At 71.6% G+C, this 24377-nt stretch carries 26 protein-coding genes; 10 read left to right on the top strand and 16 right to left on the bottom strand.

Going from position 1 to position 24377, the window contains the following annotated elements:
- Window position 1: 1 nt before the first annotated feature.
- The 3 genes from AB0J40_RS07285 to AB0J40_RS07275 all read right to left on the bottom strand — a co-directional run bounded on the left by AB0J40_RS07285 (window position 2) and on the right by AB0J40_RS07275 (window position 3386).
- Window positions 2-1264: an FAD-dependent oxidoreductase gene (locus AB0J40_RS07285; RefSeq protein WP_364448844.1), complete on the bottom strand. Its 1263-nt coding sequence runs from the start codon at window positions 1262-1264 to the stop codon at window positions 2-4.
- Window positions 1265-1373: 109 nt separating this feature from the next.
- A complete protein-coding gene (locus AB0J40_RS07280; protein WP_364448842.1) occupies window positions 1374-2912 on the bottom strand; it encodes a helix-turn-helix domain-containing protein in 1539 nt (512 codons plus the stop codon).
- Between the two features lie 33 nt (window positions 2913-2945).
- Window positions 2946-3386: a hypothetical protein gene (locus AB0J40_RS07275; RefSeq protein WP_364448839.1), complete on the bottom strand. Its 441-nt coding sequence runs from the start codon at window positions 3384-3386 to the stop codon at window positions 2946-2948.
- 140 nt (window positions 3387-3526) lie between these two features.
- Here AB0J40_RS07275 and AB0J40_RS07270 point away from each other — a divergent pair, with 140 nt between their 5' ends.
- Window positions 3527-4267: a DUF2249 domain-containing protein gene (locus AB0J40_RS07270; protein WP_364448837.1), complete on the top strand. Its 741-nt coding sequence runs from the start codon at window positions 3527-3529 to the stop codon at window positions 4265-4267.
- A gap of 21 nt (window positions 4268-4288) precedes the next feature.
- Here AB0J40_RS07270 and AB0J40_RS07265 read toward each other — a convergent pair whose 3' ends face one another.
- The 6 genes from AB0J40_RS07265 to AB0J40_RS07240 form a co-directional block, all read right to left on the bottom strand.
- Complete coding sequence (locus AB0J40_RS07265) at window positions 4289-4417, bottom strand: FAD-dependent oxidoreductase (RefSeq protein WP_364448834.1); 129 nt, start codon at window positions 4415-4417, stop codon at window positions 4289-4291.
- The gene (locus AB0J40_RS07260) at window positions 4414-4794 is read right to left on the bottom strand and encodes an STAS domain-containing protein (protein ID WP_364448832.1); all 381 of its coding nucleotides are present in this window, start codon (window positions 4792-4794) and stop codon (window positions 4414-4416) included. Before AB0J40_RS07260 ends, AB0J40_RS07265 begins: the two co-directional genes overlap by 4 nt.
- Window positions 4791-5600 (bottom strand): SPFH domain-containing protein, encoded by an 810-nt coding sequence (locus tag AB0J40_RS07255; RefSeq protein WP_364448829.1) that lies wholly within the window; start codon window positions 5598-5600, stop codon window positions 4791-4793. The genes AB0J40_RS07260 and AB0J40_RS07255 overlap by 4 nt, the downstream gene beginning before the upstream one ends.
- Before the next feature lie 19 nt (window positions 5601-5619).
- Window positions 5620-5877: a DUF3040 domain-containing protein gene (locus tag AB0J40_RS07250; protein WP_364448826.1), complete on the bottom strand. Its 258-nt coding sequence runs from the start codon at window positions 5875-5877 to the stop codon at window positions 5620-5622.
- A 3-nt stretch (window positions 5878-5880) separates the two neighbouring features.
- Entirely contained in the window at window positions 5881-7164 is a 1284-nt protein-coding gene (locus AB0J40_RS07245; protein ID WP_364448824.1) for an FAD-dependent oxidoreductase, read from the bottom strand.
- A 145-nt stretch (window positions 7165-7309) separates the two neighbouring features.
- The gene (locus AB0J40_RS07240) at window positions 7310-8041 is read right to left on the bottom strand and encodes a helix-turn-helix domain-containing protein (RefSeq protein ID WP_364448823.1); all 732 of its coding nucleotides are present in this window, start codon (window positions 8039-8041) and stop codon (window positions 7310-7312) included.
- Window positions 8042-8159: 118 nt separating this feature from the next.
- Between AB0J40_RS07240 and AB0J40_RS07235 the strand changes: the two genes are divergently transcribed.
- From AB0J40_RS07235 to AB0J40_RS07225, 3 genes are read left to right on the top strand one after another with little or no spacing between them, the layout of a single operon-like run.
- Window positions 8160-8684, top strand: coding sequence for a DUF2231 domain-containing protein (locus AB0J40_RS07235; RefSeq protein WP_364448820.1), 525 nt, complete (start codon window positions 8160-8162; stop codon window positions 8682-8684).
- A gap of 38 nt (window positions 8685-8722) precedes the next feature.
- The gene (locus AB0J40_RS07230) at window positions 8723-9142 is read left to right on the top strand and encodes a hypothetical protein (RefSeq protein ID WP_364448817.1); all 420 of its coding nucleotides are present in this window, start codon (window positions 8723-8725) and stop codon (window positions 9140-9142) included.
- Window positions 9143-9192: 50 nt separating this feature from the next.
- A complete protein-coding gene (locus AB0J40_RS07225) occupies window positions 9193-10410 on the top strand; it encodes an FAD-dependent oxidoreductase (protein WP_364448814.1) in 1218 nt (405 codons plus the stop codon).
- Between the two features lie 35 nt (window positions 10411-10445).
- Here AB0J40_RS07225 and AB0J40_RS07220 read toward each other — a convergent pair whose 3' ends face one another.
- Window positions 10446-11882 (bottom strand): sialidase family protein, encoded by a 1437-nt coding sequence (locus AB0J40_RS07220; RefSeq protein WP_364448811.1) that lies wholly within the window; start codon window positions 11880-11882, stop codon window positions 10446-10448.
- A gap of 312 nt (window positions 11883-12194) precedes the next feature.
- Between AB0J40_RS07220 and AB0J40_RS07215 the strand changes: the two genes are divergently transcribed.
- Complete coding sequence (locus AB0J40_RS07215; RefSeq protein WP_364448808.1) at window positions 12195-14081, top strand: sialidase family protein; 1887 nt, start codon at window positions 12195-12197, stop codon at window positions 14079-14081.
- 196 nt (window positions 14082-14277) lie between these two features.
- Here the strand turns inward: AB0J40_RS07215 and AB0J40_RS07210 are convergent, their stop codons facing one another.
- Window positions 14278-15003 carry a hypothetical protein gene (locus AB0J40_RS07210; RefSeq protein WP_364448805.1) on the bottom strand — a complete coding sequence of 242 codons (726 nt, stop codon included), beginning with the start codon at window positions 15001-15003 and terminating at the stop codon, window positions 14278-14280.
- A 179-nt stretch (window positions 15004-15182) separates the two neighbouring features.
- On the opposite strand from AB0J40_RS07210, the gene AB0J40_RS07205 reads away from it, so the two are divergent.
- Window positions 15183-15599 (top strand): hypothetical protein, encoded by a 417-nt coding sequence (locus tag AB0J40_RS07205; RefSeq protein ID WP_364448802.1) that lies wholly within the window; start codon window positions 15183-15185, stop codon window positions 15597-15599.
- On the opposite strand, the gene AB0J40_RS07200 is transcribed toward AB0J40_RS07205, so the two are convergent.
- A complete protein-coding gene (locus AB0J40_RS07200; RefSeq protein ID WP_364448799.1) occupies window positions 15567-16589 on the bottom strand; it encodes a winged helix-turn-helix domain-containing protein in 1023 nt (340 codons plus the stop codon). The two genes, AB0J40_RS07205 and AB0J40_RS07200, sit on opposite strands and share 33 nt — an antisense overlap.
- Window positions 16590-16670: 81 nt before the next feature.
- On the opposite strand from AB0J40_RS07200, the gene AB0J40_RS07195 reads away from it, so the two are divergent.
- Entirely contained in the window at window positions 16671-17162 is a 492-nt protein-coding gene (locus tag AB0J40_RS07195; RefSeq protein WP_364448797.1) for a hypothetical protein, read from the top strand.
- Window positions 17163-17281: 119 nt separating this feature from the next.
- Here the strand turns inward: AB0J40_RS07195 and AB0J40_RS07190 are convergent, their stop codons facing one another.
- Window positions 17282-18451, bottom strand: coding sequence for an alpha/beta fold hydrolase (locus AB0J40_RS07190; protein WP_364448792.1), 1170 nt, complete (start codon window positions 18449-18451; stop codon window positions 17282-17284).
- Between the two features lie 97 nt (window positions 18452-18548).
- Between AB0J40_RS07190 and AB0J40_RS07185 the strand changes: the two genes are divergently transcribed.
- The gene (locus AB0J40_RS07185) at window positions 18549-19163 is read left to right on the top strand and encodes a TetR/AcrR family transcriptional regulator (protein WP_364448790.1); all 615 of its coding nucleotides are present in this window, start codon (window positions 18549-18551) and stop codon (window positions 19161-19163) included.
- Window positions 19164-19230: 67 nt separating this feature from the next.
- Here AB0J40_RS07185 and AB0J40_RS07180 read toward each other — a convergent pair whose 3' ends face one another.
- On the bottom strand, window positions 19231-21150 hold the full coding sequence (locus AB0J40_RS07180) for a BTAD domain-containing putative transcriptional regulator (protein ID WP_364448788.1): 1920 nt from the start codon (window positions 21148-21150) through the stop codon (window positions 19231-19233).
- Window positions 21151-21261: 111 nt separating this feature from the next.
- Between AB0J40_RS07180 and AB0J40_RS07175 the strand changes: the two genes are divergently transcribed.
- Window positions 21262-22140, top strand: coding sequence for an alpha/beta hydrolase (locus AB0J40_RS07175; protein WP_364448785.1), 879 nt, complete (start codon window positions 21262-21264; stop codon window positions 22138-22140).
- On the opposite strand, the gene AB0J40_RS07170 is transcribed toward AB0J40_RS07175, so the two are convergent.
- Window positions 22106-23008, bottom strand: a complete 903-nt coding sequence (locus AB0J40_RS07170; protein ID WP_364448782.1) for a LysR family transcriptional regulator — start codon at window positions 23006-23008, stop codon at window positions 22106-22108. The two genes, AB0J40_RS07175 and AB0J40_RS07170, sit on opposite strands and share 35 nt — an antisense overlap.
- 92 nt (window positions 23009-23100) lie before the next feature.
- On the opposite strand from AB0J40_RS07170, the gene AB0J40_RS07165 reads away from it, so the two are divergent.
- Window positions 23101-23946 (top strand): LLM class flavin-dependent oxidoreductase, encoded by an 846-nt coding sequence (locus tag AB0J40_RS07165; RefSeq protein ID WP_364448779.1) that lies wholly within the window; start codon window positions 23101-23103, stop codon window positions 23944-23946.
- A gap of 21 nt (window positions 23947-23967) precedes the next feature.
- Here the strand turns inward: AB0J40_RS07165 and AB0J40_RS07160 are convergent, their stop codons facing one another.
- Complete coding sequence (locus tag AB0J40_RS07160) at window positions 23968-24369, bottom strand: MerR family transcriptional regulator (protein ID WP_364448777.1); 402 nt, start codon at window positions 24367-24369, stop codon at window positions 23968-23970.
- Window positions 24370-24377: the final 8 nt, after the last annotated feature.

The raw sequence follows: 24377 nt of genomic DNA, 5'->3' as shown, positions 1-24377 counted from the left end.
TTCAGCGCAGGGGATCGAAGGGGCGGAGGGCTTCGGGCTGCTTGCCGGTGGTGATGTGCTCGGCGAGCAGGCGCCCGGTGACCGGGCCGTGGGTCAGCCCCCACATGCCGTGCCCGCCGGCGACGAACAACCCCGGCGCGCCGGCCGCGCCGATCACCGGGCGGCCGTCGGAGGTGACCGGGCGGGAGCCGACCCAGACGTCGGTGCGCTCGTCCCACCGGACGCCGGTGAGGAAGGGGCGCGCCGAGGCGATGATCGCCTCGACCCGCGCGTCGTCGAGCGGCGCGTCCGGTTTCCGGAACTCCATCGTCCCGGCGACCCGGAGGCCGCCGCGGTACGGCGTGCACGCGACCCGGATGTCGGGGAGGTAGAGCGGGCCCGGCACGGGGTGGTCCGTCGGGACGGTGAAGGAGTAGCCGCGCCCGGCCCGCACCCCGACGGTGACCCCGAACCGCTTGCCGAGCTCGCCCAGCCACGCCCCCGTCGCCAGGACGGCGGCGTGGGCGGACAGCGTCTGCCCGGCGGCCGACCGCACGGCGACGGCGTGCGGGTGCGGGCGCACGGAGGTGACGGCGAAGCGGTGCCGGATGGTGCCGCCCCGGCTGACCACCGCACGCGCCAGCGATTCGGCGAACCGGCCGGGGTCGACGTACCGCTGGCCGTCGAGCCGGACGCCGGCGCCGCCCGGGACGTTCAGCTGCGGGAACTGCTTCGCGAGATCAGTGGCGGTCAGGCCGGTGTAGGCGATTTCCTGCCCGGCTTCGCCCATGCGCCGCAGTTCCGCGAGCAGCCCGGCCGCGTGCTGGGCGGTCTCGAACACCGCCGTGATGGGCGCGTCGACGGTGGGAGCGTCGACGCCGTTCGCGGTGAGGACGTCGAACGCTTCGAGGCAGTCGTCGTTCAGCGGCAGGTTGGCCCGGACCGCGCGGGTCCAGGACCGGCCGGTGCAGTGCGCGGCGAACCGGGCCAGGAACGCCCACAGCCCGGGGTCCGGGGTCGCGGGGACGTGCAGCGGAGCCTGCCGGTCGAACAGCGTCCGCAGGCCGTAGCGCAGCACGCTCGGCTCGTTGAGCGGGATGGCGAGCCCGGGCGAAAGCCACCCGGCGTTGCCCCAGGACGCACCGGCCGCGATGCCGGCGCGATCGACCACGGTCACGCGGACGCCGCGCTCCTGCAGGAACCACGCCGCCGACAGGCCGACCACGCCGGCGCCGATCACGATCACCGAGCGCGGGCCGCCGTCGATCCGGTCGAGTTCGGGCATGACGTCCTCCGTGGCGCGAGTGGTGCTGGTACGACCAGGATGACCCGGATCGGGAGGACGGTGGTTGTCCGAACCGGACAATCCCGGTCGGCTCGCTTGTCGTTTCCGGTCAATGCGGCGGGTCGGCGACGACGAGCTCGATGATCATCGCGAGCCGCTTCGCGGGCACGTCGAGCTGCAGGGTCGTCACCTCGGCCATCTTCCGCAGCCGGTAGCGGATCGTGTTCGGGTGCACGCCCAGCCGCTCGGCGGCCTGCGCGAGGTCGCCTTGGGTCTCCAGCCACGCCCGCAGCGTGCCGAGGTAGCTGGTGCCGTGTTCCGCGTCGTGGCGCGCGAGGTCGGCGATCGGTCCCCGGGCCGGGGCGCGGCCGGCCGCCGCGGCGGCGCGCAACCGCTGCACCAGGATGTCGTCCCAGGACTCGTCGTAGGCGATCGCGGCGTCGCCGCCCGGCTGCGCATCGTGGAGAGCGACGCATTCGTCGGCTTCCTGCCGGCTGGCCGGCAGTTCGGCGAAGGTCGCCGCGCCGCCGATCCCCGCGACCACCGTCACCTGACCGGGCAGGGCGGCCCGCATGGTGTCGATCCACTTCCGGGCCGCGGCGACGTCCTCCGCGGGCAGGATGGTGTAGACGGTGTTGCTGAACAACGTGCTGCGGCCCGGGCGCGACCAGCCGAATCCCGTCGTGGCGCGCTCGAACGCCAGCAGGAGCGCGGCGTGCCGCTCCTCGGCGATGTGGGCCTGCAGGGCGATCACCCGGAACCGCCCGGGCGGCAGCCCCAGCCGGCTGAGCACCGACGCCGCGTCCGGCGTCCCCTCCAGCAGCCGGATCACCAGGTCGGACTCGACCTGCCGCTCGAGATCCGCGCTCGCCCGCGAGCGCAGCAGGTGCAGGCCGACCGTGCGCGCACTGTCCCGCAGCACCGCCCGCCGGGCATCGTCGAGGGGGCGGTCGCACTCGACCCAGATCGAGCCCAGCGACTCCCGGCCGGCGCGGACCGCGACCACCATGCGCCCGGCCAGCCCGTGCTCGGGCGCGGCCTCGACGAACAACGGCTCGTCGGACTCGGCGAGGTGGGCGAACACGCCTCGCCGGTCGAACAGCTCGCGAGCCCGCTCCGGCACCCGCCGCCCCAGGATCGTCTCCAGCCGGACCTGGTCGGCTCCGTGCTGCAGGCTGGAATAGGCCAGGACCCGGGAGAGCTGGTCCTCGATGGTCACCGTGCTGCCCAGCGCATCGGCGAGGCTGTCGGCGAGGGCGAACAGGTCGGTCGGCCCGCGTCCCGACTCGGTCTCGCGCCCTTCGAGCACCAACCCGTAGACGACGCCGGCGATCTCGCCCCACGACACCTCCGGCTCGACGACGAGCACCGCGACACCACCGGCCTCCGCCGCCGCGGTCACCGCCGGTTCCAGCGGCGCGGCCCCCCGCACCAGGACGACGGACGCCTGGGCGGCGGCCGCCAGCCCCACCGCCGCCGCGACGGATTCCGCGCCGACCGCGAGGTAGACGTCGCCACGCGGCTCGCGGGCTTCGTCCGGGTCGTGCATCACCACGTCGCGCAGGGAGACGTCCCGGGAGACCGGGCAGCAGCACAGCCGGACGCCGTAGCCCCCGAGCACGTTCACCAGCCGATCCAGCGTCACCATGACCCGTTCCTACCCCACCTCGCCGCCGGACGCTCAGCCTGGTCGGAGGGCGGTGATTCCCAGCGACAGCAAGGCGACGACCTTCACCAGTTCGATGGCGACGTAGGCGACGTGCGCGTGCGACCGGGGCAGGTCCGCACCGTCCGGCGCGCTGAGCACGCGGTCGGTGCGGCGGTTCAGCCGGGGCCGGATCGCGGCCAGCTGGATCGCGAGCAGGACGAGGACGGCCACCACCAGCGCACCCGCCGGAACGGCGAATCCTCCCAGGGCCACGGCGACGACGAGCCCGGCGGCCAGCACGCATTCCACGACGTTCAGGGCGCGGAACACCAGCCGGCCGATGCCCAGCCCGAGCGGGATCGTCACCCCGGGCGCGCGGAACTTCAGCGGTGCCTCGAGGAAGGAAATGCCGAGCACCAGGCCGAGCCAGGTGAAGCTGAACGCGCTCAGGAGCGCGCCGGAGGTGTGATCCACAGCGGGAAAGCCTTTCCTCACAAGACTGTCGATTGAGACGGAGTTTACACGAAGGCGTCTTATAAAAATTAGGGTGTCCTGCTGAACTGTCGAGACCGGCCGCGGAGTGCGGACCCGGCGTGGTCGTGAAGGAGGACGCGATGAGCTCGGCTTCGATCCACATCCAGGGGACCGGCGACGATCCCGCCGTCCGGGCGGCCAAGTGGCTCACCGGCACCATCGACACACTGCTGGGCGAGGCCCGCTCGAAGTCCGCGCTGCTGACCGAACTCAGCTTGGAGCCCGCCGACCGGCAGGCCGCTCAGGCCGGCCTGAACGCGTTCTGCGCCGACCGGATCCGGCGTTACCTCACCGCCGCGGACCAGGCCTTGTACGCGCCGGCCGCCGGTGCCGGCCCGACCCGCCTGCTGGTCACCGCATTGCGCATCCAGCACCGGAGCATCGCCGACGACATCGCGGACCTGGAAACGGCGAGTACGGCCGACCGAGCCCGCGCGGCCGCCCGTTCCCTCGTCACCATGCTCGAGTCATGCCTGGAAATCCAGAAATCGGTTCTCCTGCCCGCCCTCGCCGAACTCCCCGGAGCCGACCTGGCCGGCCTCGTCCAGGACATGGGCGCTGTGCTGGCGGGAAAGCACCTGGAGAAGCCGGACGAGCTCGACGTCCGGGAGATACCGCACGGCCAGCGGCACCCCCGCATCTTCGGCACCTACGCCCGGCTCGGCGAAGGGGAGTCGTTCGTGCTGGTGAACAACCATGATCCGAAGCCGTTGCGCCGCGAGTTCGACACGGCTTTCCCGGGCCAGTACGCCTGGGACTACCTCGAGCGGGGGCCGGCGCGGTGGCGGGTCCGCATCGGCCGCGCCACCGCGACGCACTAGAGACGTTCGGCTGCGCGCGAGTCATCGCATGGGGTCGAACTCGCGTGGTGCTTCGGGCTGCAAATCCAGCCGGCGTTGCCCCGCGACGCCGCGGTCCTGGAGGAACCACGCCGTCGACAGCCCGATGATGCCCGCGCCGACCACGATCACCGAGCGCGGATTGTCGCCGATCCGGGCCACCTGCGTCGTCGCGAGTCGATGACGTCGACGCCGGGCGGGAATTCGAGTGCGGTCAGCGGTGCCAGGACGGCCGGGCCGACCCCGGTCAGCGTGATGGCGACGTCGTCGCCGAGGGTCCGGCGGAGCAGGGTGACGAGGAGGATCAGAGCGGAGTGCGGAACCTCCGAAACGCCGGTCAGATCCAGGACGACCGCACGTGAACCGTCGACGGACCGGTCTTTCCCGCGATCCTCGAATCGCCGCCTCAGGTCGGCCACGATGGCGGACACGTAGCGATCCAGCTTCCCGGCGATGTCCTGGGGGATGCGCATCCGAAACCGGGTCGGCGTGCGAGTCGCCGCGGTCATGGTGATCCTTTCGTCAGCTGGCTGGCGGGAGCGGGCTCCGCGTTCACCTCGGACGGCGTCGACCGTTCGAGGAACCGGAGCAGCTCGACCGGGAAGGGAAGGACGAGGGTGGAGTTCTTCTCCGCGGCAACGGCCACGACCGTCTCGAGCAGCCGCAGCTGCAGGGCGGCCGGCGTGTCTTCCATGGCCGCGGCGGCCTGGGCCAAGGCTTCCGATGCCTGCAGCTCGCCTTCGGCGGTGATGACGCGTGCCCGCCGCTCCCGCTCGGCCTCGGCCTGCCGGGACATCGAGCGCTTCATGGAGTCGGGCAACACGACGTCCTTGATTTCCACCCGGTCGATGTGGACACCCCAGCCCAGCGCCGGGCTGTCGATCATCAGTTCCAGGCCCTGGTTGAGCCGTTCCCGGTTGGACAGGAGATCGTCGAGGTCGCTCTTGCCGATGATCGAGCGCAGCGATGTCTGCGCCACTTGACCGACGGCCTGCTGGTAGTCCTGGACGTCGACGGTCGCGCGTACCGGGTCACTGACCTTGAAATAGACGACGGCGTCCACCTTCACCGAAACGTTGTCGCGGGTGATGCCGTCCTGAGTGGGCACCGGCATCGTGACGATCTGCATGTTGACCTTCTGCAGCCGGTCGATCACGGGCGCGATCACGGCGAGGCCGGGGCCCCGGATGGCCGGCCGCACCTGCCCGAACCGGAAGACGACACCGCGTTCGTATTGGTTGATCACCCGGAAACTGGACGCGATCAGCATGAACGCGACGACGGTGATGGCGAGGGCAGAGTATGCCGCAGTCATGATTTCTCCGATATTCTCGTCAACGATTGCCGAGGCGGCCGGCCAGTCCGAGCGCGATGGCCACCGCGAAAAGTGAAGCAGCGGCGCCGAATGATCCGATCAGCATCAGGAAGCAGCCCAGTAGACCTGACGCGCCGGCAGTGATGTCGCAGGCGACGCGCTGCCACGGTCGTGGGGGCGCTGCCACCCGGGCGCGAAAGAACTGTTCGAAGTCGGGGTCGTCGGCCAGCTGATCCTGGATGTCGCGCAACGTCGCGCGTTCGCGATTGCTGAGCATGTCCTACTCCCTGGAATTCACGAGGGCGAACGCGCGCAGTGCCTCCGGTCGCGTGCCGGTGGTGATCTGCTCGGCGAGCAGGCGACCGGTCACCGGGCCGTGCGTGAACCCCCACCGGTCGTGGCCGCCGGCGAGATAGACGCCGGCCACGGGCGTCGCGCCGATCAGCGGCCGGCCGTCCGGGGTCACCGGGCCGTCGCCGACCCAGAGGTTCCCCCGCTCGCTCCAGCGCACGCCCTCGAGCAGCGGACGCGCGGACGCGATGAGCGACCTGACGTCTTCCCCTTCCGGGACAAGCGATTCCGCCATTCCGGCCACGCGCATCCCGTCGCGATGAGGTGTGCACATCGCGCGCGCTTCGGGTAGGTAGATCGGCCCGGGCACGGGACGGTCCACCGCGACGGTGAAGGAATACCCGCGGCTCATCCGCGCCGGCACCGGCACGCCGCAGCGGCGGGCCAGGCGGGCCACCGACGCGCCGGTGGCGATCACCGCCACGTCGGCCCGGAGTGCCGGACCGCCATCGGTGCGGACCTCGACACCACCACGGCGAGCGTGTACGTCCACGACCTCCTCGGTCCGGATGTCCCCGCCCCGGGCGAGCACCGAGCGGGCGAGTGCGTGGGTGAAGTCCTCGGGATCGGCATACCGTTGCCCCTCGATCCGCACGCCGACGGCGAGCGCCGGCGAGGCCAGCGGCATCTCGGCACGCAAGGCCTGTCCGAACAGCCCGCTGCGTTCGACCGGGTGCCCGATCTCCTCCAGCCGGTCCAGGACGCCCAGCAGGCCTTCCGCCTGCTGCACGGTCCGAAACGCCGCGACGACCGGAGCTTCGACGGTCCGCGCGTCGACTCCGTTCGTGGTAAGCACTTGGAAGGCGTCGATGCACTCGTCGGTGAGCGGCTGGTTCCGGCGGACCGCCCGGGTCCACGACGACCAGCGGCGGTTCGCGGTGACCTGCGCGAGGAAGCCCCACCATTCCCGGTCCGGGACGGGCGAGTTTCGCCGCACGCCGGCCGGGCGCGTGAGTGAGCGCAACCCGTACCGCAGCGCGGCAGGCTCGTGCAGGGCCACCAGGCTCGGCGCGATCCACCCGGCGTTTCCGCGCGAGGCACCGGCCGCCACTCCGTCGCGATCAAGCACGGTCACTTCGACCCCGCGCCGCTGCAGGAACCACGCTGCCGACAGCCCGACGATGCCGGCACCCACCACGATCGCCGTTCGTGGCCCGCGGTCGCCCCGAACACCCGTGACGGGGGTGACGTCGCTCCCGTTGGCGCCGATCATTTCCGACCTCCGCATCGCAGTTGTGCTGATATCTCCATGGTGCGGAGAAATCTGCTTGCGCGGTTGTCGCGATTTCACAATGGGGGGACGCTGTTTGTAGCGTTTCTACACCGTGTCGCGGGCGGCCGCTGATTTGGTCGTCAGCTCAGGATGTGGTCGACGGCGGTCGAGCACTGTCGTCGCCCGGAATTGCCGCGGGCCTCAATTCGACGCAGCACTCGCCCGCGCGCGGATCGAGGACGGCTTCGACGGTCGGAGCCTGGAGGCCGTCGAGCAAACCGCTGAGGAAGGCCTGGTTGATGCCGCACACCAGGTCCGGGGCCTTCGCGGCCAGCGGGTGGAACGGGCAGTTGCGCAGCCGCAGGCACGTCGGGGTCTCCCGATCCGGCTCGAAGCCGTGGCGCTCGACCACGGCCGAGGTGAGCGTCAAGGCGCGCTCGGTGCCGAGGCGTCCCGGGCGGACCTGTTGCCGTTCCGCCGAACCCAGCGCTTCGCCGTGCCGGTGCGCTGTGCGCAGCGTCGCCTCCCGGGCGGTTTCGCCGTCGCCTTCGTCGAGGACGGCGTCCAGCAGGATCTCGGCGAGGACGTCGTGCTGGCGGGGCGGGATGCTCACCTGCACTTCGAGGTCGGACGGCTCGTAGACCTTGGGGGCGCGCCCGACCTTGCGGATGCCGCCGACGAACTCGTAGCGCGTCCGCAGCAGCCCGGCGGCGACCAGCTTGTCCAGGTGGAAGGCCGCCAGCTTGCGGGAGATGCCGACCGCCTCGGCGGCCTCGTCCCGCGTGACCGGGTGCCGGGCCTGCCGGATGTGGGTGTACATGCCGCTGCGCAGCGGATCGTCCAGCGCGGCGAGCGCGCTGATCGGCTCCTGGTCCATGGCAGCAGGCTAACACCGATCCTCATGGCTGTAACTCCGATCGGGTAGCGCTCACCTGCTCGACTTGACCGTCGCCGGTAATAAGACCAAACTTCGCTGGCGAAAAGGAGTGGTCATCATGACGAACGAACTCGAACAGGCGAAGCAGCCGGTGAGCGCGGTGCTGGCCGGCCCGTACGGGCACCCCTTCCACCCGATCCTGGTCACCGTGCCCATCGGCGCCTGGGTCTCCGGCCTGGTGTTCGACATCGGCTCGCGGATCGTCGACGACCCCGGTTTCCTGGCGCGCGGCTCGGTCTGGCTGATCGCGATCGGGGTGATCGGCGCGCTGGTCGCGGCGCTGATCGGCACGCTCGACCTGCTGGCCATCCCTTCCGGCACACCGGCGTTCCGCACCGGGCTGACGCACATGAGCCTCAACCTCGTGGTCACCGCGGCCTACGTCGCCGGCTTCTTCTGGCGGCGCGCGGCCTCGGACGGACCCGGTCCGGTCGGGATCGGCCCGCTGGTGCTGTCCGCGGCCGCACTCGTCGTCCTCGCCGCGTCCGGCTACCTCGGCGGCAAGCTGGCCTACCACTACGGCGTCCGCGTCGCCGCCGAGTCCACCCAGGCCGAGGGCTACGCGACTCGCCACACCTCCTGAACCGTTCCCTTCCCGCCACCACACCGAGGAGAATTCCCATGGACATCGCCGCGCTGATCGCCTGGCTGGTCACCGCCGTCGGCGGCTTCGTCATGCTGGGCACCTGGATCGCCAAGGGCGGCACCCGCGAACCGCGCCGCAGCCGGTTCTCCCCGGGCCTGATCTTCGGGCACTTCGCCCTCGCCGCGGCCGGGCTGGTCCTGTGGATCGTCTACCTGATCGCCGGCGGCAAGACACTCGCGTGGATCGCGTTCGTCCTGCTGGTGCCGGTCGCCTTGCTGGGCTTCACCATGCTGGCCCGGTGGATCCCCGGCTACCGCGACCGCACCGCGGCCGCGTCGGCCGCAGACGCGGCGCCCGAGCAGCACTTCCCGGTCGTGGTGGTCGCCGCGCACGGGCTGGTCGCCGTCGCCACCGTGGTGCTCGTCCTGCTCGCGGCCCTGGGCATCGGCAGCTGACGCCGCCCGGTCCGCGCACCATCCGAAAAATTCCAGCGAGGAGCTCAACAGTGGTATCGCCGACGTTCGTGATCATCGGGGCCGGCTTGGCGGGCGCGAAGGCCGCCGAAGCGTTGCGGGAGAAAGGCTTCGACGGGCGGATCGTCCTGCTCGGTGACGAGCACGACCGCCCCTACGAGCGGCCCCCGCTGTCCAAGGACGTGCTCACGGGCAAAGCCGGGCGGGAGAGCGCGTTCGTGCACCCGAAAAGCTGGTACGCCGACCACGACATCGACCTGCGGCTCGGCACCCTCGTGACGGCCGTGGACCGCGCTGCCCACGAGGTCGTGCTCGGGGACGGCAGCCGCGTCGGGTACGCCAAGCTCCTGCTGGCCACCGGCGCCGAACCCCGCACGCTGCCGGGCGCGGAGGACACCCTGCGGCTGCGTCGCTTCGGCGATACCGAGCGGCTGCGGCACGTCCTGGCGACCAGGTCACGGCTCGCCGTGGTCGGCGCCGGGTGGATCGGCCTCGAGGTCGCCGCGGCGGCCCGCCAGGCCGGCCTGGACGTCACCGTCCTGGAAGCCCTGGAGCTGCCGCTGCTGCCCGTCCTCGGCCGGGAGGCCGCTCGGGTGTTCGCCGATCTGCACACCGCACACGGTGTCGACCTGCGCCTCGGTGTCCGGGTCACCGAAGCCGGCCCGGACGGTGTCCGCCTCGCCGACGGCACCCGGATCGACGCCGACGCCGTGCTCGTCGGCATCGGCGCGGTCCCCAACACCACGCTGGCCGAAGCCGCCGGACTGGTCGTGGACAACGGCATCCAGGTCGATGCCCACCTGCGCAGCAGCGATCCCGACATCTTCGCCGCCGGCGATGCCGCCAATGCCCACCACCCGTTGCTGGGCCGCCACCTTCGCGTGGAGCACTGGGCCAACGCGCTGAACCAGCCCACCGTCGCGGCGGCCGGGATGCTCGGCGCGGACGAGGTCTACGACGAGCTGCCGTACTTCTTCACCGACCAGTACGACCTCGGGATGGAGTACCTCGGCCACCACGACGGTTACGACCGCGTCGTCTTCCGCGGCGACGTCCCGGCGCGCGAGTTCATCGCCTTCTGGCTCAAGGGCGGCAAGGTCGTCGCGGGCATGAACGTCAACGTCTGGGACGTCACCGACCCGATCAAGGACCTCATCCGCTCAGGCGCAACGGTCGACGTCGACCGGCTCGGTGACCCGTCCGTGCCGCTGACCGAGGTCGGCGTGGACCGGGTGGACACGCCGGCCTAGCAGTCGGGCCGGCCCGGACGGGTCACCTGCTGCGATCAGAAAGCGGCCAGGACGGAGGTGGTTGCCGCCGTTCGCGATGCCGGGGTTTCCGCCGCGCGGCGGGCGCCGCCGGTGATCGGCAGGCCGCCGGTCGGGGCGAACATGCCCATGGTGAACGTCGAGCCGCTCGGGGCCGAGGCGATCGGCACGACCGGGTAGGCGTTGCCGCCGGCCCGGACCGACGTCGAGATGTAGTCGCCGAACATGCGGCCCTGCGAGGTGTCCGGGATCCACGACAGGTTCATCGGCCCGGCCACCTGGGTGGCGGTGCTCCAGCTGGTGCCGCCGTTGGCCGAGGAAATGAACCCGACGTCCAGCCGGCACGTCGCGGCGGTGCAGGCGGCGGTGGGGTAGAAGTAGTACGTCAGGCCGATCCGGGCACTCGCACCCGAGGTCGACGGGTCGACACCGATGCCGGGGACGAAGTGGTCCACCGTGCTGGTCGTCGCGTCGATCGGCACGCGGGCCGGCGTGGTCCAGGTGGTGCCGTTGGCCGACTTGCTCAGCACGATGTCGTTGCCGGGGCAGCCGGCCCGGAACCGGCAGTCCGACCAGGCGACGTATACGGTGCCGCTGCCGTCGATTTCGGCGCTGGGCAGGGCTTCTTCGCGCAGGCCGCCGGCCGCGTCGTGGTGGCTGATCGCGGCGACCTGCGTGGTGGAGCTCCAGCTCGCGCCGCCGTTGGTCGAGCGGAAGCTGCGGATCTGGTCGTTGAGCGAGAGGTAGGGGACCACGACCGTGCCGTTGGGTTGCACCACCGGCTGGCCGCCGAGCCCGGTGTGGGTGCCGGACGGCGCGCGGGCGGGGCCCCAGGTGAGGCCGCCGTCACTGGAGGTCTTCATCCGGATGGAGTCGCCGGAGCTGGTGATGTCGTACTGGGTGTAGCAGTTGCCGAAGAACGGGCTGGACGCGGTGTTGTCGCAGACGATCCAGTTCTTGTCCAGCGAGCCGGTCGCGGTGGTGACGGGGTTGCCGAAGGTCTTGCCGCCGTCGGTGGAGCGGCTGGTGAACACCGGGGTACCACTCGGGCAGGTGACGCCAAGGGAGGAGATCAGCCAGACGTTGTGCTTGGCGTCGAAGGCGACGGCGGCGTCGCTGATCTGGCCGCAGGGGCCGCCGGTGTTGGCGGTGGTGCCCGGCAGGAAGCCCTGGGTCCAGGTGGCGCCACCGTCGGTCGAGGTGGCGAAGCCGATGTCGGACGAGCCGCCGCCGAAGACGCGGCCGACCTGGAAGGCCGAGACGATGGTGGTGCCGAAGGCGAACGTGTCGGGTTCGACCTCGGTTCTGTGCTGCGCCTGCGCGTCGGTGAACGGATCGGAGCTGACCTGGGTGACGGCGACGTTCGCGGCCGCGGACGTCGCGGAGACCAGGAGACCACCGACCACGACGGCCGGCAGGAATGCTGCGGTGACGAGTTTTCGGGAAAGCGGCATGGCGCGGTCACCTTCTCCGGTGAGGTGAGGCAGTGAGGCGGGCAGCGGGGTCGCCGCTGCGGGCCATGACGACTGTCGATCCAGCCACTCGGATCGGGTGCCGTAAAGAGGTCTCCACCGATCCAGACCCGTTCGGGGGCGCCCGAACGGCGGAACAGTTGGCCGTGCGCTTACCTGCTCCCCTGTGGACAGTGGGCACCCGGGTAACGACGAGGCGTTTCGGGACGACCATTCCTGCGGCGGCCAAGGCACGGTCGATTCCGTGTGGCTGACCGCAAACCGGAAATACCGGTCAAAAGAGGGAGTACGCCCGTGTCGCGTCCCCGCACCATTTCCGCAATCAGTGTCACGATTCTCAGTACCGCCGCGCTCGGGGTGTTCGCCGTCGGCCCGGCCACTGCCCAGCCGTTCGGCTACCGCCAGCTCAACCCCGTGCAGCAGCGCCACGTCTCCGGGCTGCTGTCCACGGTTCTCAACGGTGAGGACCCGGCCAATGCCGCTCGCGCGCTGGCTCCCGACCGGGCCACGCCGTCGACCGCCGCGCCGTGCGCGAACCGGTTCGGTGCCAACGTCAAGGTCAACCAGAACTGCCTGAACCTCGCCGACGCCGATCTGCAGGGCCGGTCCCAGGCACAGAACGAGACCTGGGCCGCCGCCGACCCGAACAACCCCGGCCACCTCATCGCCACCTACAACGACTACCGGCGCGGCGACGGCACCTGCGGCGTCAGCTATTCCCTGGACGGCGCCCGCACCTGGGCCGACGCGACCACGCCGAACGGCTTCAGCCGTGGCACCGACTTCGGCGGCGTGCCTCGGGAATACTGGCAGTCCGGTGGCGACACGTCGGTGGCCTGGGACTCCCGCGGAAACGCCTACCTCTCGTGCCAGGTGTTCAACCGCGGCAACACCGTGTCCCCGAACCCGGACCAGTCCAGCGCGTTCCTGGTGTTCCGCTCGACCGGCACCAACGGCGCGTCCTGGAACTTCCCCGGACGGCCCGTCGCCACCCACGACGACACCGCCGGCGCCGGGAACTTCCTGCTGGACAAGCAACTGCTGACCGTGGACGGCAATCCGCGCAGCCCGTTCCGCGACCGCGTCTACGTGTCGTGGACGACCTTCGCCGACGACGGCACCGGCTACATCTACGAGGCCTACTCCGCCGACTACGGCGAAACGTTCTCCGCGCCGGTGCTCGTCAGTGCCGACACCCCGTTGTGCGCCAACCCGCTCGGCTTCCCGACTCCGCGGGGCCGGTGCAACCAGAACCAGGACTCGCAGCCGTTCGTCGGCCCGGACGGCGCGCTGTACGTGGTGTTCAACAACTTCAACAACGCGGTCGCGGGGCCGGCGGACAACCACAACCAGGTCCTGCTGGCCCGCTCGGCCGACGGCGGCCAGACGTTCTCCGCGCCGGTGCTGGTCGGCAACTACCACGAGCTGCCCGACTGCGCGGCCTACCAGAACGGCCAGGACCCCGGCCGCGCCTGCGTCCCGGAGAAGGGGCCGTCGGCGAACTCCGTGTTCCGCGCGAGCAATTACCCGATCGGTGGCGTCGACCCGCGGAACCCGCGCCGGATCCTGGTGACCTACGGCTCCTACATCAGCCGGAACTCCAACGAGGCCACCGGCTGCACGCCGACGGGGTTCAACCCGGCCACCGGTATCAACACCTACACCGGCGTGAAGAACGGCACCTGCAACAACGACATCGTGCTGTCGGCGTCGACGAACGCCGGTGCCTCGTTCACCGGCAGTACGACCGACGTCCGGCGGCTGCCGGTGGTCACCACCGCGTCCGGGCAGGCGAGGACCGACCAGTTCTGGCAGGGTGCCGCGTTCGGCCCGGACGGCACCTTCGCCGTCAGCTACTACGACCGCCAGTACGGCGCCGACGAGACCACCGGCTTCTCGGACATCACGGTCTCGGCCGGGTTCACCCACACCCGGGCGACGTCGGGCAGCATGCCGCCGCCGACGCAGTTCGCCGGCACCTTCTACGGTGACTACGCCGGGATCGCCGTCACCGCCCGCACCGCGTACCCGGTCTGGTCGGACACCCGCCCGCCGGACCTGTTCCTCTGCCCCGGCACCGGCACACCGGGTACTCCACCGCGCACCTGCCAGGCCGGCGCACCGAACGCGTCCACCGCCAACGACCAGGACGCGTACACCACCGGCGTCGGCCTCCACTGACGGCCTGAGTGGGTCACCTGCGGTCTCGCAGGTGACCCACCGGGCGTTACTCGACGCGGATGTGCTTTTCCGGGCACCCGCCCCGCTGCCGGCAAGGCGATGGTCGCTGAATACGACACTCCGAAGCTCCGTACGGGCAGCCTCTGCGACGGAAGCCGAACCGACCTTGGCCGCACACCTCGGTGGCTGCGGGATGTCAGGAGGAGTGCGTGTCTTTCCAGCCGGTCGCGGTCCAGGCGATGCTGTGATCGCCGGAGACCTGCGTGACAGCGAGGTAGACGACCTGTTTGGAGAAGTCGCTGACGAGGCAGAAACCCATCCCCGGGTGAAGGGACGGGCCGAGGATTCTCTTCGCGCCAGGGCGTTGGGTTGCCGCGGTGGCGCAGGCTTCCGCGGTGGCCGGAGGTTGATCCATCGCGGCGAAGGCGTTCTCGTCCGGGACGAGCAGCCAGGCGTCGTTGGACTGGTTGCAGTTGCTGTAGAAGAAGTCGGCCGCGGTGTAATTGTCGGTGTTGGCCGAATCGATGTCGGTTTCGACCTTCGGGCCGTCCGCGGAGAACGTGACGCCGTCCTCGTCACGGCAGGTGCCGTGGGGGATCGGGGTGGTGAACGAGACATTTCGGAATTCCGGAATGTAGCGTTCAGGTGGTGCCGGCTGCTTTCCGGTCTCCGCCTGCGCCGTCGGGTCGCCGGTGGTCGCCTTGCCGGCCGGGGCGGTTGACGGAGAACTCGCGGTGGGGGCCGAGGTGCTCCCGGCGCCCAAGGCGCTGAGGGCGATCGCCGCGGCTCCGACGATGGCCAGCCCGATCTGGCGGGGAACCGAAGAGATCACCGAGACTTCGATCCCGGCGGCCTTGAGTCCGCCGCCGACAACCGCGGCGGCGACGAAGACCAATCCGATCACCAGGAGCGTGATGTTCACCTGATCTCCCCTCGCGAACCAGGCCTGGCGGATACGAGGGGAATTCTCCCAGGTTCCACGAGCGAGTGGCGAGCAATCGGCGAAACACCTGCGGCCTGTCCGCTGCGGCAGCACGCCCCGGTCGCCCTCGCGAGCAACGGAGCGCCTCGCGCCCGAGCCGACATGTCGCGATCGTCGTCGTGCTGTTCTTCCCTTACTACATCGGCGCCGGTTTCCTGACCGGACGGCGGAGTGGCATCGCGTCGGCCGTGACGACCGGCGCGGTGACCGCGCTGACCGGCCACCTCGTCGTGTTCCTGACGACGGTGCTCTACACGCTCATCAACGGCACGTGGCCGGCGGCGCTGACCTGGTTGGGAATCGGGGTGTCCCTGGCGCTGGCCATACTGTTCCTCGGTGCGCTGGGAAGTCTGGCCGTTGCGTGCGGTGGTAGTGGCGGCGCTGTCGGTGGCGGTCCGCGTGAGCAGGTTCGTCCGGCGCAGCTGGCCCCGGCGGTCCGGACGGCCGCGTTGGGTTGTCGCGGACACTGCGCCTGTCCGCCGAGCCGAATCGATGAGGAAGGCTCAATGGTGTTCCAGGAGTGCTTCGCCGAGTGAGGTGAGGTTGTGTACGACCGCCATGCCGTCGCGACGAGTGGTGATCAACCCGCAGTCGCGGAGCACTGTTGCGTGCCGGCTTGCGGATGCGGGGGAAGTGCCGACGTGGCGAGCCAGTTCGGTAGTAGTCGCTCCCGTACCGACAGCCGCGAGCACAGCGGCCCGGGTCGCGCCGATGAGCACTCGCAACGGGCGTCGGTCCGCTTCGGCGAACGTCCACCGGCAGCCGGGATCGATCGGATAGACGAGCGTCGGTGGAAGTGCCGGGTCGGCCAAGGTGCAGGCCGTCCTTCCGCAGAAGAACGACGGTACGAGTCGTAGTCCGCGTCCCCGAAGGTGGAGGTCCTGCTCGACGGCGTGCTCGACCTCGAGGACGGGACGCCGCCACTGGGCAACCGGCCGGATACCGGTGAGCATGGCCTCGATCCCGCCGGTCAGGAACTGCTGGGCCCGCAGTGACCGGTCGGCGTCCACGGCGCGTTGGACGAGATCGGAGTACGGACCCAGCGCCGCGTCGTGGTAGCGGCCGAAGGCCGCGGCGACGTCGCCGAGGAAGTCTCGATCTCCGTCGGCGAGCGGGCGGATCCACCGCGGCAGTGGAGCGATCGCGTCGAGGCGGGTCAACTGTGCGCGCATCTCCACGGGAGACGTCGCGGACAGCGCAGCCAGGCCGTTCGCCAACCCCTGACCGGCCTCCGGTGGGGTGAGGAAGTCCGGGAAATACGGTGCGGACGGGGCGAGGGCGGCCAACAGCCGGGCTCCCAGCGCCATTCCTTCCCGGGCCCGGTGGTCGGAGCGTACGTTGCGCGCCCACGGCTCGAAGATCGGCAACCGATCGTTCTCTCGCAGCCGAAATCCACTGAGCAGCATTTCCCACAGAGGATCGGCTGTGGGAGCCACGACGGTGCGCTCGAGGTCTTCGTAGGTGAAATGTATCCGCAGCACGATACCCCCGGTGGACTCGGTGTCATGACCAGCGGTTTTGCACATCGGTGCAATAGCTGCACCTCGACTACCCGTCAATGGTACACAGAGTCGTCCTCAATTCGCGCCTCGGAAGGGTGGAACGAAATGTCCAAAAAGGGATTGTTTTCGGTTGTGTCGGCGCTGGGTATCGTGACGGCAACCGTTCTTTCGCTGTCTCCCTCCGCCGTGGCCGCCCCGGCGGCGCCGGGTGGAGCGACGGCGGCTCCCTTGGGTCGGATCGGTGCGAGCTGCGGTGAGGGCTTCGATCCGGAAACCACGTCGAACGCCCAGACCGGCATCCAGCTGCCGTCGCCCTGGCACGGCATCCAAGCCCAGGTCCGGTACGGCAATCTGCCCGACGGGCGCCAGGTGGGTTGGGCGCGGGCGCTGAACGGACCGTCCACGACGAGGGTGTGGCTGGACTACAGCGCGAACGGTGGTCGCGACTGGTACCAGTGTGGCCCGACCCAGCGGGGGACCGTCGGCGACACGTTCACATTGGCGACCCTGACCTATCCGTCGAGCCAGTACGTGATGCGAGCGTGCACCGACGCGCCGGGGACCTATTCGGGCAACGCGTGCACCAGTTGGTGGTGACGGACGCTGAAACCTTTTCAGAAGCGCCACCGGGATTACGGATCTGCGCCGGAAATCGGGTTTCACCGCGTTTACCGGTGAGACGGGCGGTGGTTCTTGCGGCCGGCGCCGACGGTCGTTCAGTGGGCGATGACTGTGTCGAGCCAGTCGAAAGTGCGCTGGTGGAACAGGAACAGCGCGCCTTCCTGGCAGTGTTCGCCGGCGCCTTCGTCCTCGCGGAAGAGGATCAGCTCCTTCTCGCAGGTCAGTTCGTCGAACACGCGCTGGGGCTGGCCGGCGAAGAACTGGTCGTTCTCGGCGTCGAGGACCAGGGTGGGGCAGGTGATGCGGTCGGTGATGCCGGCCATGGTGTACGCCTTGGTCGCCTCGACCACCTCGTCGAAGGTGGACATCCCGAAGGTCCACTTGCCGTTGCGGACGACCCAGCTCGCTCCGGTGTTCCGCGCGATCACCGCGTCCAGGCCGCCCGGGGTCGACGCGGCCTGCGCGGCGACGGCGGCGAAGGGCTCGTGCAGGTCGTAGACCCCGTCGTAGAGCACGCAGGCGGCGATGCGGTGCTCGAACGCGGCCGCGCGCCCGGCGAGGTAGCCACCCATGCTCATGCCGATCAGCGCGATCCTGTCGTTGTCCACTTCGGACAGGGTCAGGGCGAGGTCGACGGCCGGGGTGACCACCGCTTCCCAGTCGGGCCGGAAGTACAGGCCCTGCTGACGCAGCGGGGCACCCTGGCCCGGGCCGTCGAAGGCGAGGACGTTGTAGCCGCGCCGCAGCGCGCCCACGGCGATCGCGAAGTAGCTCTCCTCCAGGATGGAGTCGAACCCGCCGTGGAAGATCACGGTCGGACGCGGCGCGCCCGAGTCGTCGACCAGGAACAGGTACGCGGGCAGGGTGGTGCCCTCGTACGGGATGCTCAGCGCGCGGGCCGGGGTGTCCAGCAGCGGGGCGGCGTCGGCGAAAGCCTGCTGGGCGGCTTTCGCCAGTCGCGCGGACTCCGGGTCGTGCGCGGGGTCGTCGCGGCGGTAGAAGTCGGCGGCGCGGTAGTAGTTGGAGGCCCGCAGCAGCGCCTCCCGCGCGCTGACCTTGTGCCCGGCGGCCAGGGCGTCGCGGCCGATGCCCTCGATCCGCGCGGCCGTCGCGGCCCACTGCGTCGACCAGGCTTGCTCGTCGCCCTCGGGGATCTGCCGGCAGGTGACCAGGACTTCGCCGAGGTCGGCGCCCGCGTAGGCGGTGTAGCCGGCGGCGCGCAGGGCCTCGAAGGAGAAGGACTCGTCCTCGAAGAGGAATTTCATCGGATGCCTCCGGTTTGGTTACGAACGGAACGGTCTCGTTCCGTTGTAGCGAAGTTCCAGATGGAACGCAACCGTTCCGTTCGCTAAGCTGGCCGGCATGTCCACGGGTGAGGAGAGCGGCCGGCCGGTGAGCGGCGGGGCGGTGCTGCGGCGGCAGGTGACGGACGCGATCACGGAGGCGGCTTTCGCGGAGCTGGCCGAGACGGGGTACGCGCGGACGTCGATGGACGCGGTCGCCCGGCGGGCCGGGGTCGGCAAGGCCGCGCTGTACCGGCGGTGGCGGTCGAAGCAGGCGATGTTCGCGGAACTGATCCGGGACAAGGTCGCCGGCGCGCTTCCGCCCACCCCGGACACCGGCGCGCTGCGGACAGACCTGCGCGAGCTGTTCGCCACCTTCCGCGCTCAGCTGGCCAATCCGCTCATCACCCGGATCGGAGCCGGGCTGCTGGCCGAAGCCGAACACGACGCGGTCCTCGCCGAGGTGCTGCGGAGCGGCGTGGCCGAGCCGCGCCGGGCGGCGGCGCGCGCGATCCTGCGTGCCGCGATCGACCGCGGCGACCTTCCGCCCGGCCTGGACCTGGAGCTGGGCACCGACCTGCTGATCGCGCCGCTGGCCTTCCGGATGCTCGTGCTCAAGGGCCCGATCGAAGACCGGTACCTGGAAACGCTGACGCGCGCGATCGAGGCGGCGCTGAACGCGGCGTCGTCGTGAGCGCCGGCTCGGGGTCCGGGTGATCACCACCGCCGGTTCGAAGCCGCACGACGCCGCGGAATGCCGCTCACCTCGTTGCGGCGCACGCGGCCGCTTCGGCCAGGTACCGCGCCACCGGCCCCAAGGTCAGCATCCCGCTCGCCGCGCCGGCGTGTTCACCCGCGGCGTCGTGCAGGCTTTCCGCGGCGGTGGCCGCGATCCCGTGCTCGCCGAGCCGCACCGCGGCGTGGGCGGTCAGGCACCACATCGCCTCCTGCAGGTGGTCGCGCGGCGGTTCGGGCGCGGCCGCGAGGGCGGCGCGGGCCTCGTCCCGCCTGCCGTGGGCGAGCAACACGTGGGGCTGGGTCCACGGGCGGTACGGACCCCAGTCGAGGTGCGGGTCGGTGGGCGCGGCCCGGCCGTGCAGCAGGCGCAACCCCAGCAGTGCCAAGGGGAAGAGGCCGCGGTGCAGTCCCGGCATGCCCGCCGTCCGCAGGGCGTCCTCGGCGGCGCGGTACTGCGCCGCGGCCGTGGCGGGGGCCGGGCCGCCAGGTTCGGTGCTGCGGGCGGCCGTCGCCCGGGCCCGGTACCACGCGACGAGGACGGCGACCAAGGGCGACTCGGCGGTGGCGGCCAGCTGTTCGGCCGCCGCCGCGTGCTCCGCCGCGGTGTCGAGGTCGCCGGCGGCCGAGGCGGACTGCAGGCGGACGAGCCTGCCGAGCACGGCGAAGGCCGGCAGGTCGTGCCGTGTTGCCACGTCGAGGATTTCGGCGCCGGTCCGGTCCCGGACGGCCGCCAGCCCGGGGCGGGAAAAGGACTGCAGGAACACCCCGTTGAGCGCGAACGCCAGCAGCGCGGGATCGCCGGCGCCGCGGGCCAGTGCTTCGGCCTCGTCCGCGGCTCGCCGCGCGCGTTCCCGCTCTGCGGCGGTGAGATCGGCGCTCCGGCTCTCGACGGCGACCGTCGCCAAGAGACGGGCTCTCAGATCGGGCGGACTGTCCGGACCGAGCGCGGTGAGCGTGCGCTCGGCGGCCGCCACGACGGCGCGCGACTGCCCGGGGTCGTCGGCCCGGCTCCAGATCGCCGGCACGTCGTAGGCGCCGATGATCCGGGCTGTCAGCAGGAGGTCGCCGGTGCGCTCGGCGGCCTGGATCGCGGTCAGGCGGTCGCGCCGCGAGTGGACGAGGGCGTCGCCGCCCGCCAGGGCGAGGGTGCGGGCCAGGTCCACGGTCGTGCGCGGCCCGAACCGGGCACCGGCGGCCGGCCACACGGGCGCGGCCCCGTTCAGGATTTCGGTCTCCAGCCGCTGGAGGTCGGGCCCGGGGTCGAGCCCGAGCTGGTCGACGAGCATCGCGCGAGCGCGGCGGAGGGTGGCCAGCGCGTCGGCCTGGCGTCCGGCGCGGTGCAAGGCGCGGGCCAGCAGCCCCCAAGCAGGCTCGCGCCACGGGTGTTCCGTGACGTGGGCGCCGAGTTCGGCCACGAGGTCGCCGCCCTCGCCCGCGTCGAGCAGAACGCGGGCGCGCAGCTCCACGGCCGTCAGCCGCAGCTCTTCCAGCCGCGTTCGCTCGCGCTGCGCCCACGCGGAGTCGGGCACGTCGGCGTACGCGGCTCCCCGCCAGGCCGCGAGTGCCGCGCTCAGCTCGGGCACGGCGCCGGGAGCCCGCCGGGTTCGTGCCAGGGCGTCCTCGAACCGGTGGACGTCCACGTCCTCGCGCGGCAGGCGCAGCGCGTAGCCCGGCCCTTCGGTGACGATCACCCGCGGCGGGGTGCGGGGTGGCCGGCCGGGTTCGAGGGCGCGGCGCAGGGCGGCGACGAACGTGCGCAGCGCGCCCACCGCGCGGGCGGGCGGGTCGGTCCACAAGTCGCCGACGAGCGTGTCGGTGGTGACCATCCGCCCCTCGGCCGCGACGAGCCGCGCGAGCACTTCGCGATGGCGCGGCCCGCCCAGGTCCACCGGGCTCCCGTCGTCGCGCAGCGCCCGCACGGCGCCCAGCACGTCGATTCGCATGCCGCCATCATCGCCGGTCGGGCACCGGCCACGCCTCTCGTGCTGATCGGTTGCTGATCGACCGCGGCCACGCTGGCCGGGTCGGGTTCCCCAGAAGAAGGACGGCTTTCCATGACTCTCACCATCCGCGGTTTCGACCATGTCCGCCTGCCCGGCGCCGGCGACGTGGAACTGGCGGCCGCCGTCGGCGGCAGCGGCGACCCGGTCGTGCTGCTGCACGGCTTCCCGCAGACCCACCTGATGTGGCGGCACGTCGCCGAGCGCCTCGCCGGCGAGCACACGGTGATCTGCCCCGACCTGCGCGGCTACGGCGCCAGCGACAAGCCGCCCGCCGCCGACCGGAGCGTCTACGCCAAGCGCACCATGGCCGACGACGTGGTCAAGCTGGCGGCGGCGCTCGGCCACGAGCGCTTCGCCCTCGTCGGCCACGACCGGGGTGCCCTGGTCGCCTTCCGGGCGGGCCTGGACCACCCCGAGTCCGTCACCCACCTCGGCATCCTCGACGTGGTGCCGACGCTCGACATGTGGAACGTCCTGCACGGCGTCCCGGCGGCGGTCGGCTACCACCTCTTCCTCATGGCCCAGCCGCCGGGCCTGCCCGAGACGATGATCGCGGCCAGCGCGGACGCGTTCTTCGGCTCGTTCCTCGACGCGTGGGCCAACGACCCGGCCGCGATCCCGGCCGAGGTGCGTGCGGAGTACCTGCGGGCGAGCGCCGCCGCGGTGCCGTCGATCGTCGCGGACTACCGCGCCTCGGCGGACATCGACGTCGAGCACGACCAAGCCGACCTCGACGCCGGCTCGCAGCTGGCCATGCCGGTCACGGTCGTCCAGCAGGACTGGGGCGCGCAGCTCGGCTACGAGGCCGCCGGCGTGTGGAAGGCGTGGGCGCCGGACCTGGACCACCGGCTGACCCGGGCCGGGCACTTCATGGCCGAGGAAGCACCCGACGAGATCACGGCCGCGATCCGGGACCTGCTGGCTCGCTGAGCCGCGACGGTGCGTCGGCGAACGCGCGCACGAACGAAGACACGCAGATTTCCGGGGTCTTCAGCGAGGCGACGATGTGGCCGTCGACGCTCAGGGGCGGATCGAGGGGGAGCGCGCGGACCCGGCGTGCGGCGAACCCGGTCAGCTGTTCGGCCGGCAGCAGGGTCCACGCGTTCTGCCCGGCGCCGATCTCGATGAGGATGGTGAGGATCGAGCCTTCCGAGCGGGCCCTCGCCGGGCTTCCCGCCTGACGCAGTGCCGTGATGACCGCGTCGTGCATGGCCGGGTCCTCGTCGTGGCCGGGCAAGCGCAGGGGGGTGCTCTCGAGCTCGCCGAGCGGCACCCCGGTCCGCTCCGCCAGCGGGTGCCCGTCGGACACGACGGCCAGGAGGGGCTCGGACCACGCCCGCACGACGCGGAGACCGGCCGGGTCCACCGGTCCGCGCACCAGCGCGAGGTCCAGCTCCCCGGCGCGGACGGCCGCCAGCCGTGCCGGTACCGGCAAGTCCACCAGTGAGGCTTCGGCCGGCCGGTCGCCCTCGCGCAGGAGTTCCGCGGCCCGTTCCAGCCGGGCGGTCACCCCGGGGGTGACGCCGATCCGCACCCGGGCGGCGGGCTCGCCGGCGACCACGCGGACGCGCGCGGCCGCGGCGAGCGTGTCCCGGGCCGCCGCGAGCACCCGCTCGCCGGCCGGGGTGAGCCGGACGTGCCGGGGAGACCGGTCGAGCAGCCGCGTGCCGAGGTCGCGCTCGAGCCGGGCGATCTGGTGGCTCACCGCCGGCTGCACGATGTTGAGCCGCTCGGCCGCGCGGCCGAAGTGCAGTTCCTCGGCGACCGTCACGAAGTACCGCAACGCGCGCAGCTCCACGGCCGGTCCTCGCCCTCACGATGACGAAAAGTGATCGCTGAACAGTCTAGGTGGGTCTGGTTCGCGGCCGTCCCGGCAGCTGGAATCGGTTCATGCACATCGGTACCGCTCTGCTCGATCCTTCGTCTCCCGCCGAGGTGGCGGCCGCGGCGGCCGACGCCGCCGACCGCGGCTTCGCCGGTTTCTGGACCAACCAGAAGCCCGCCGGATGGGATCCGCTCACCCTGCTCGCTTCCCTGCGCCGACGCCCGCCGGAGATCGGGACGGCGATCGTCGCCACGTATCCCCGCCACCCGGTCACCACGGCGGCCGAAGCCCTGACCCTCCAAGCCACCGCCGGTGGGGTGGTCCTGGGCGTCGGCCCGAGCCACGCCTGGTACGTCCGCGAGCAGCTCGGCCTCGGCTACACCTCCCCGCTGCGGCACACCCGCGAGTACCTGACGATCCTGCGGGCCCTCCTGCACGGCGAACCGGTCCGGTTCGAGGGGGAGTTCTTCACCGTCGACACCCGGCTCGAGATCACGGCCCCGGCCCCCGCCCTGCTGCTGTCGGCGCTGGGGCCCCGCATGCTCGAACTGGCCGGCGACCTCGCCGACGGGGTGGTCGTCACCTGGGCGACGCCGCGGATGATCGCCGAGTCGATCACCCCGCGCGCCGCCCCCGGCGCGCGTGTCGTCGCGCAGCTGATCACCCTGCTGAGCCCGGACCCCGACCGCGCGCGAGCGGAGCTGGCCGGCCGGCTGACCGCCGTCGGGCAGCTGCCCGCCTACCGCGCGTCGCTCGGCCGCGCCGGTTTGGCCGGTCCGGCCGACACGGTCGTCATCGGGGACGAGACGGCGATCGCCGACGCGCTCAAGCGCTACGAAGACGCCGGTGTCACCGATCTGGTGGTCAGCCCCCTCAACGAGCGGAGCGCGACCCTCGACCTCGTGACCTGAAGTCCCGCGGTCGCGCGTGCGTCATCCGGCGAGGGCGGCGCCGCGCTGCTCGTGGAGGTGGCCCGTCGCCGCGGCCAGCAGGACGTCGAGGTGGTCGCGGGTCGTGAGCAGCGCCTCGATCTGCGCGGAGATCCGCTCGCGTTCGCGCCGCATCACCTCCAGCGTCTGCACGGTGACCTCTTCGGCGGGGGCGTCGACGCAGGGCAGCAGCGCGGCGATCGTCTCGCTCGACAGGCCGGCGTCGAACAGCCGGCGCAGCAGGTGCACCCGGTCCACCGCGGTTTCGGGGTACAGCCGGTGCGCCCCCGCCGTCCGGACCGAGGCGAGCAGGCCGCGCTGCTCGTAGTAGCGCAGCGAGCGGACGCTGGCTCCCGTGCGCGCGGACAGCTCGCCGATGCGCATCTTGGCGTCCACTTCGGACACTGTTACCT

Source organism: Amycolatopsis sp. NPDC049691 (assembly GCF_040675005.1).
GTDB lineage: Bacteria > Actinomycetota > Actinomycetes > Mycobacteriales > Pseudonocardiaceae > Amycolatopsis.
Note: the sequence above shows the minus strand (reverse complement) of the source record. Positions and strands in the feature narration are given on the sequence as shown.

Bases quoted from the DNA above. Each gene is read 5' to 3' on its own strand.
- AB0J40_RS07285 (WP_364448844.1), bottom strand. From the start codon at position 1,264: ATGCCCGAACTCGACCGGATCGACGGCGGCCCGCGCTCGGTGATCGTG.
- AB0J40_RS07280 (WP_364448842.1), bottom strand. From the start codon at position 2,912: ATGGTGACGCTGGATCGGCTGGTGAACGTGCTCGGGGGCTACGGCGTC.
- AB0J40_RS07270 (WP_364448837.1), top strand. From the start codon at position 3,527: ATGAGCTCGGCTTCGATCCACATCCAGGGGACCGGCGACGATCCCGCC.
- AB0J40_RS07260 (WP_364448832.1), bottom strand. From the start codon at position 4,794: ATGACCGCGGCGACTCGCACGCCGACCCGGTTTCGGATGCGCATCCCC.
- AB0J40_RS07255 (WP_364448829.1), bottom strand. From the start codon at position 5,600: ATGACTGCGGCATACTCTGCCCTCGCCATCACCGTCGTCGCGTTCATG.
- AB0J40_RS07250 (WP_364448826.1), bottom strand. From the start codon at position 5,877: ATGCTCAGCAATCGCGAACGCGCGACGTTGCGCGACATCCAGGATCAG.
- AB0J40_RS07245 (WP_364448824.1), bottom strand. From the start codon at position 7,164: ATGATCGGCGCCAACGGGAGCGACGTCACCCCCGTCACGGGTGTTCGG.
- AB0J40_RS07240 (WP_364448823.1), bottom strand. From the start codon at position 8,041: ATGGACCAGGAGCCGATCAGCGCGCTCGCCGCGCTGGACGATCCGCTG.
- AB0J40_RS07235 (WP_364448820.1), top strand. From the start codon at position 8,160: ATGACGAACGAACTCGAACAGGCGAAGCAGCCGGTGAGCGCGGTGCTG.
- AB0J40_RS07230 (WP_364448817.1), top strand. From the start codon at position 8,723: ATGGACATCGCCGCGCTGATCGCCTGGCTGGTCACCGCCGTCGGCGGC.
- AB0J40_RS07220 (WP_364448811.1), bottom strand. From the start codon at position 11,882: ATGCCGCTTTCCCGAAAACTCGTCACCGCAGCATTCCTGCCGGCCGTC.
- AB0J40_RS07200 (WP_364448799.1), bottom strand. From the start codon at position 16,589: ATGTGCAAAACCGCTGGTCATGACACCGAGTCCACCGGGGGTATCGTG.
- AB0J40_RS07195 (WP_364448797.1), top strand. From the start codon at position 16,671: ATGTCCAAAAAGGGATTGTTTTCGGTTGTGTCGGCGCTGGGTATCGTG.
- AB0J40_RS07190 (WP_364448792.1), bottom strand. From the start codon at position 18,451: ATGAAATTCCTCTTCGAGGACGAGTCCTTCTCCTTCGAGGCCCTGCGC.
- AB0J40_RS07185 (WP_364448790.1), top strand. From the start codon at position 18,549: ATGTCCACGGGTGAGGAGAGCGGCCGGCCGGTGAGCGGCGGGGCGGTG.
- AB0J40_RS07180 (WP_364448788.1), bottom strand. From the start codon at position 21,150: ATGCGAATCGACGTGCTGGGCGCCGTGCGGGCGCTGCGCGACGACGGG.
- AB0J40_RS07175 (WP_364448785.1), top strand. From the start codon at position 21,262: ATGACTCTCACCATCCGCGGTTTCGACCATGTCCGCCTGCCCGGCGCC.
- AB0J40_RS07165 (WP_364448779.1), top strand. From the start codon at position 23,101: ATGCACATCGGTACCGCTCTGCTCGATCCTTCGTCTCCCGCCGAGGTG.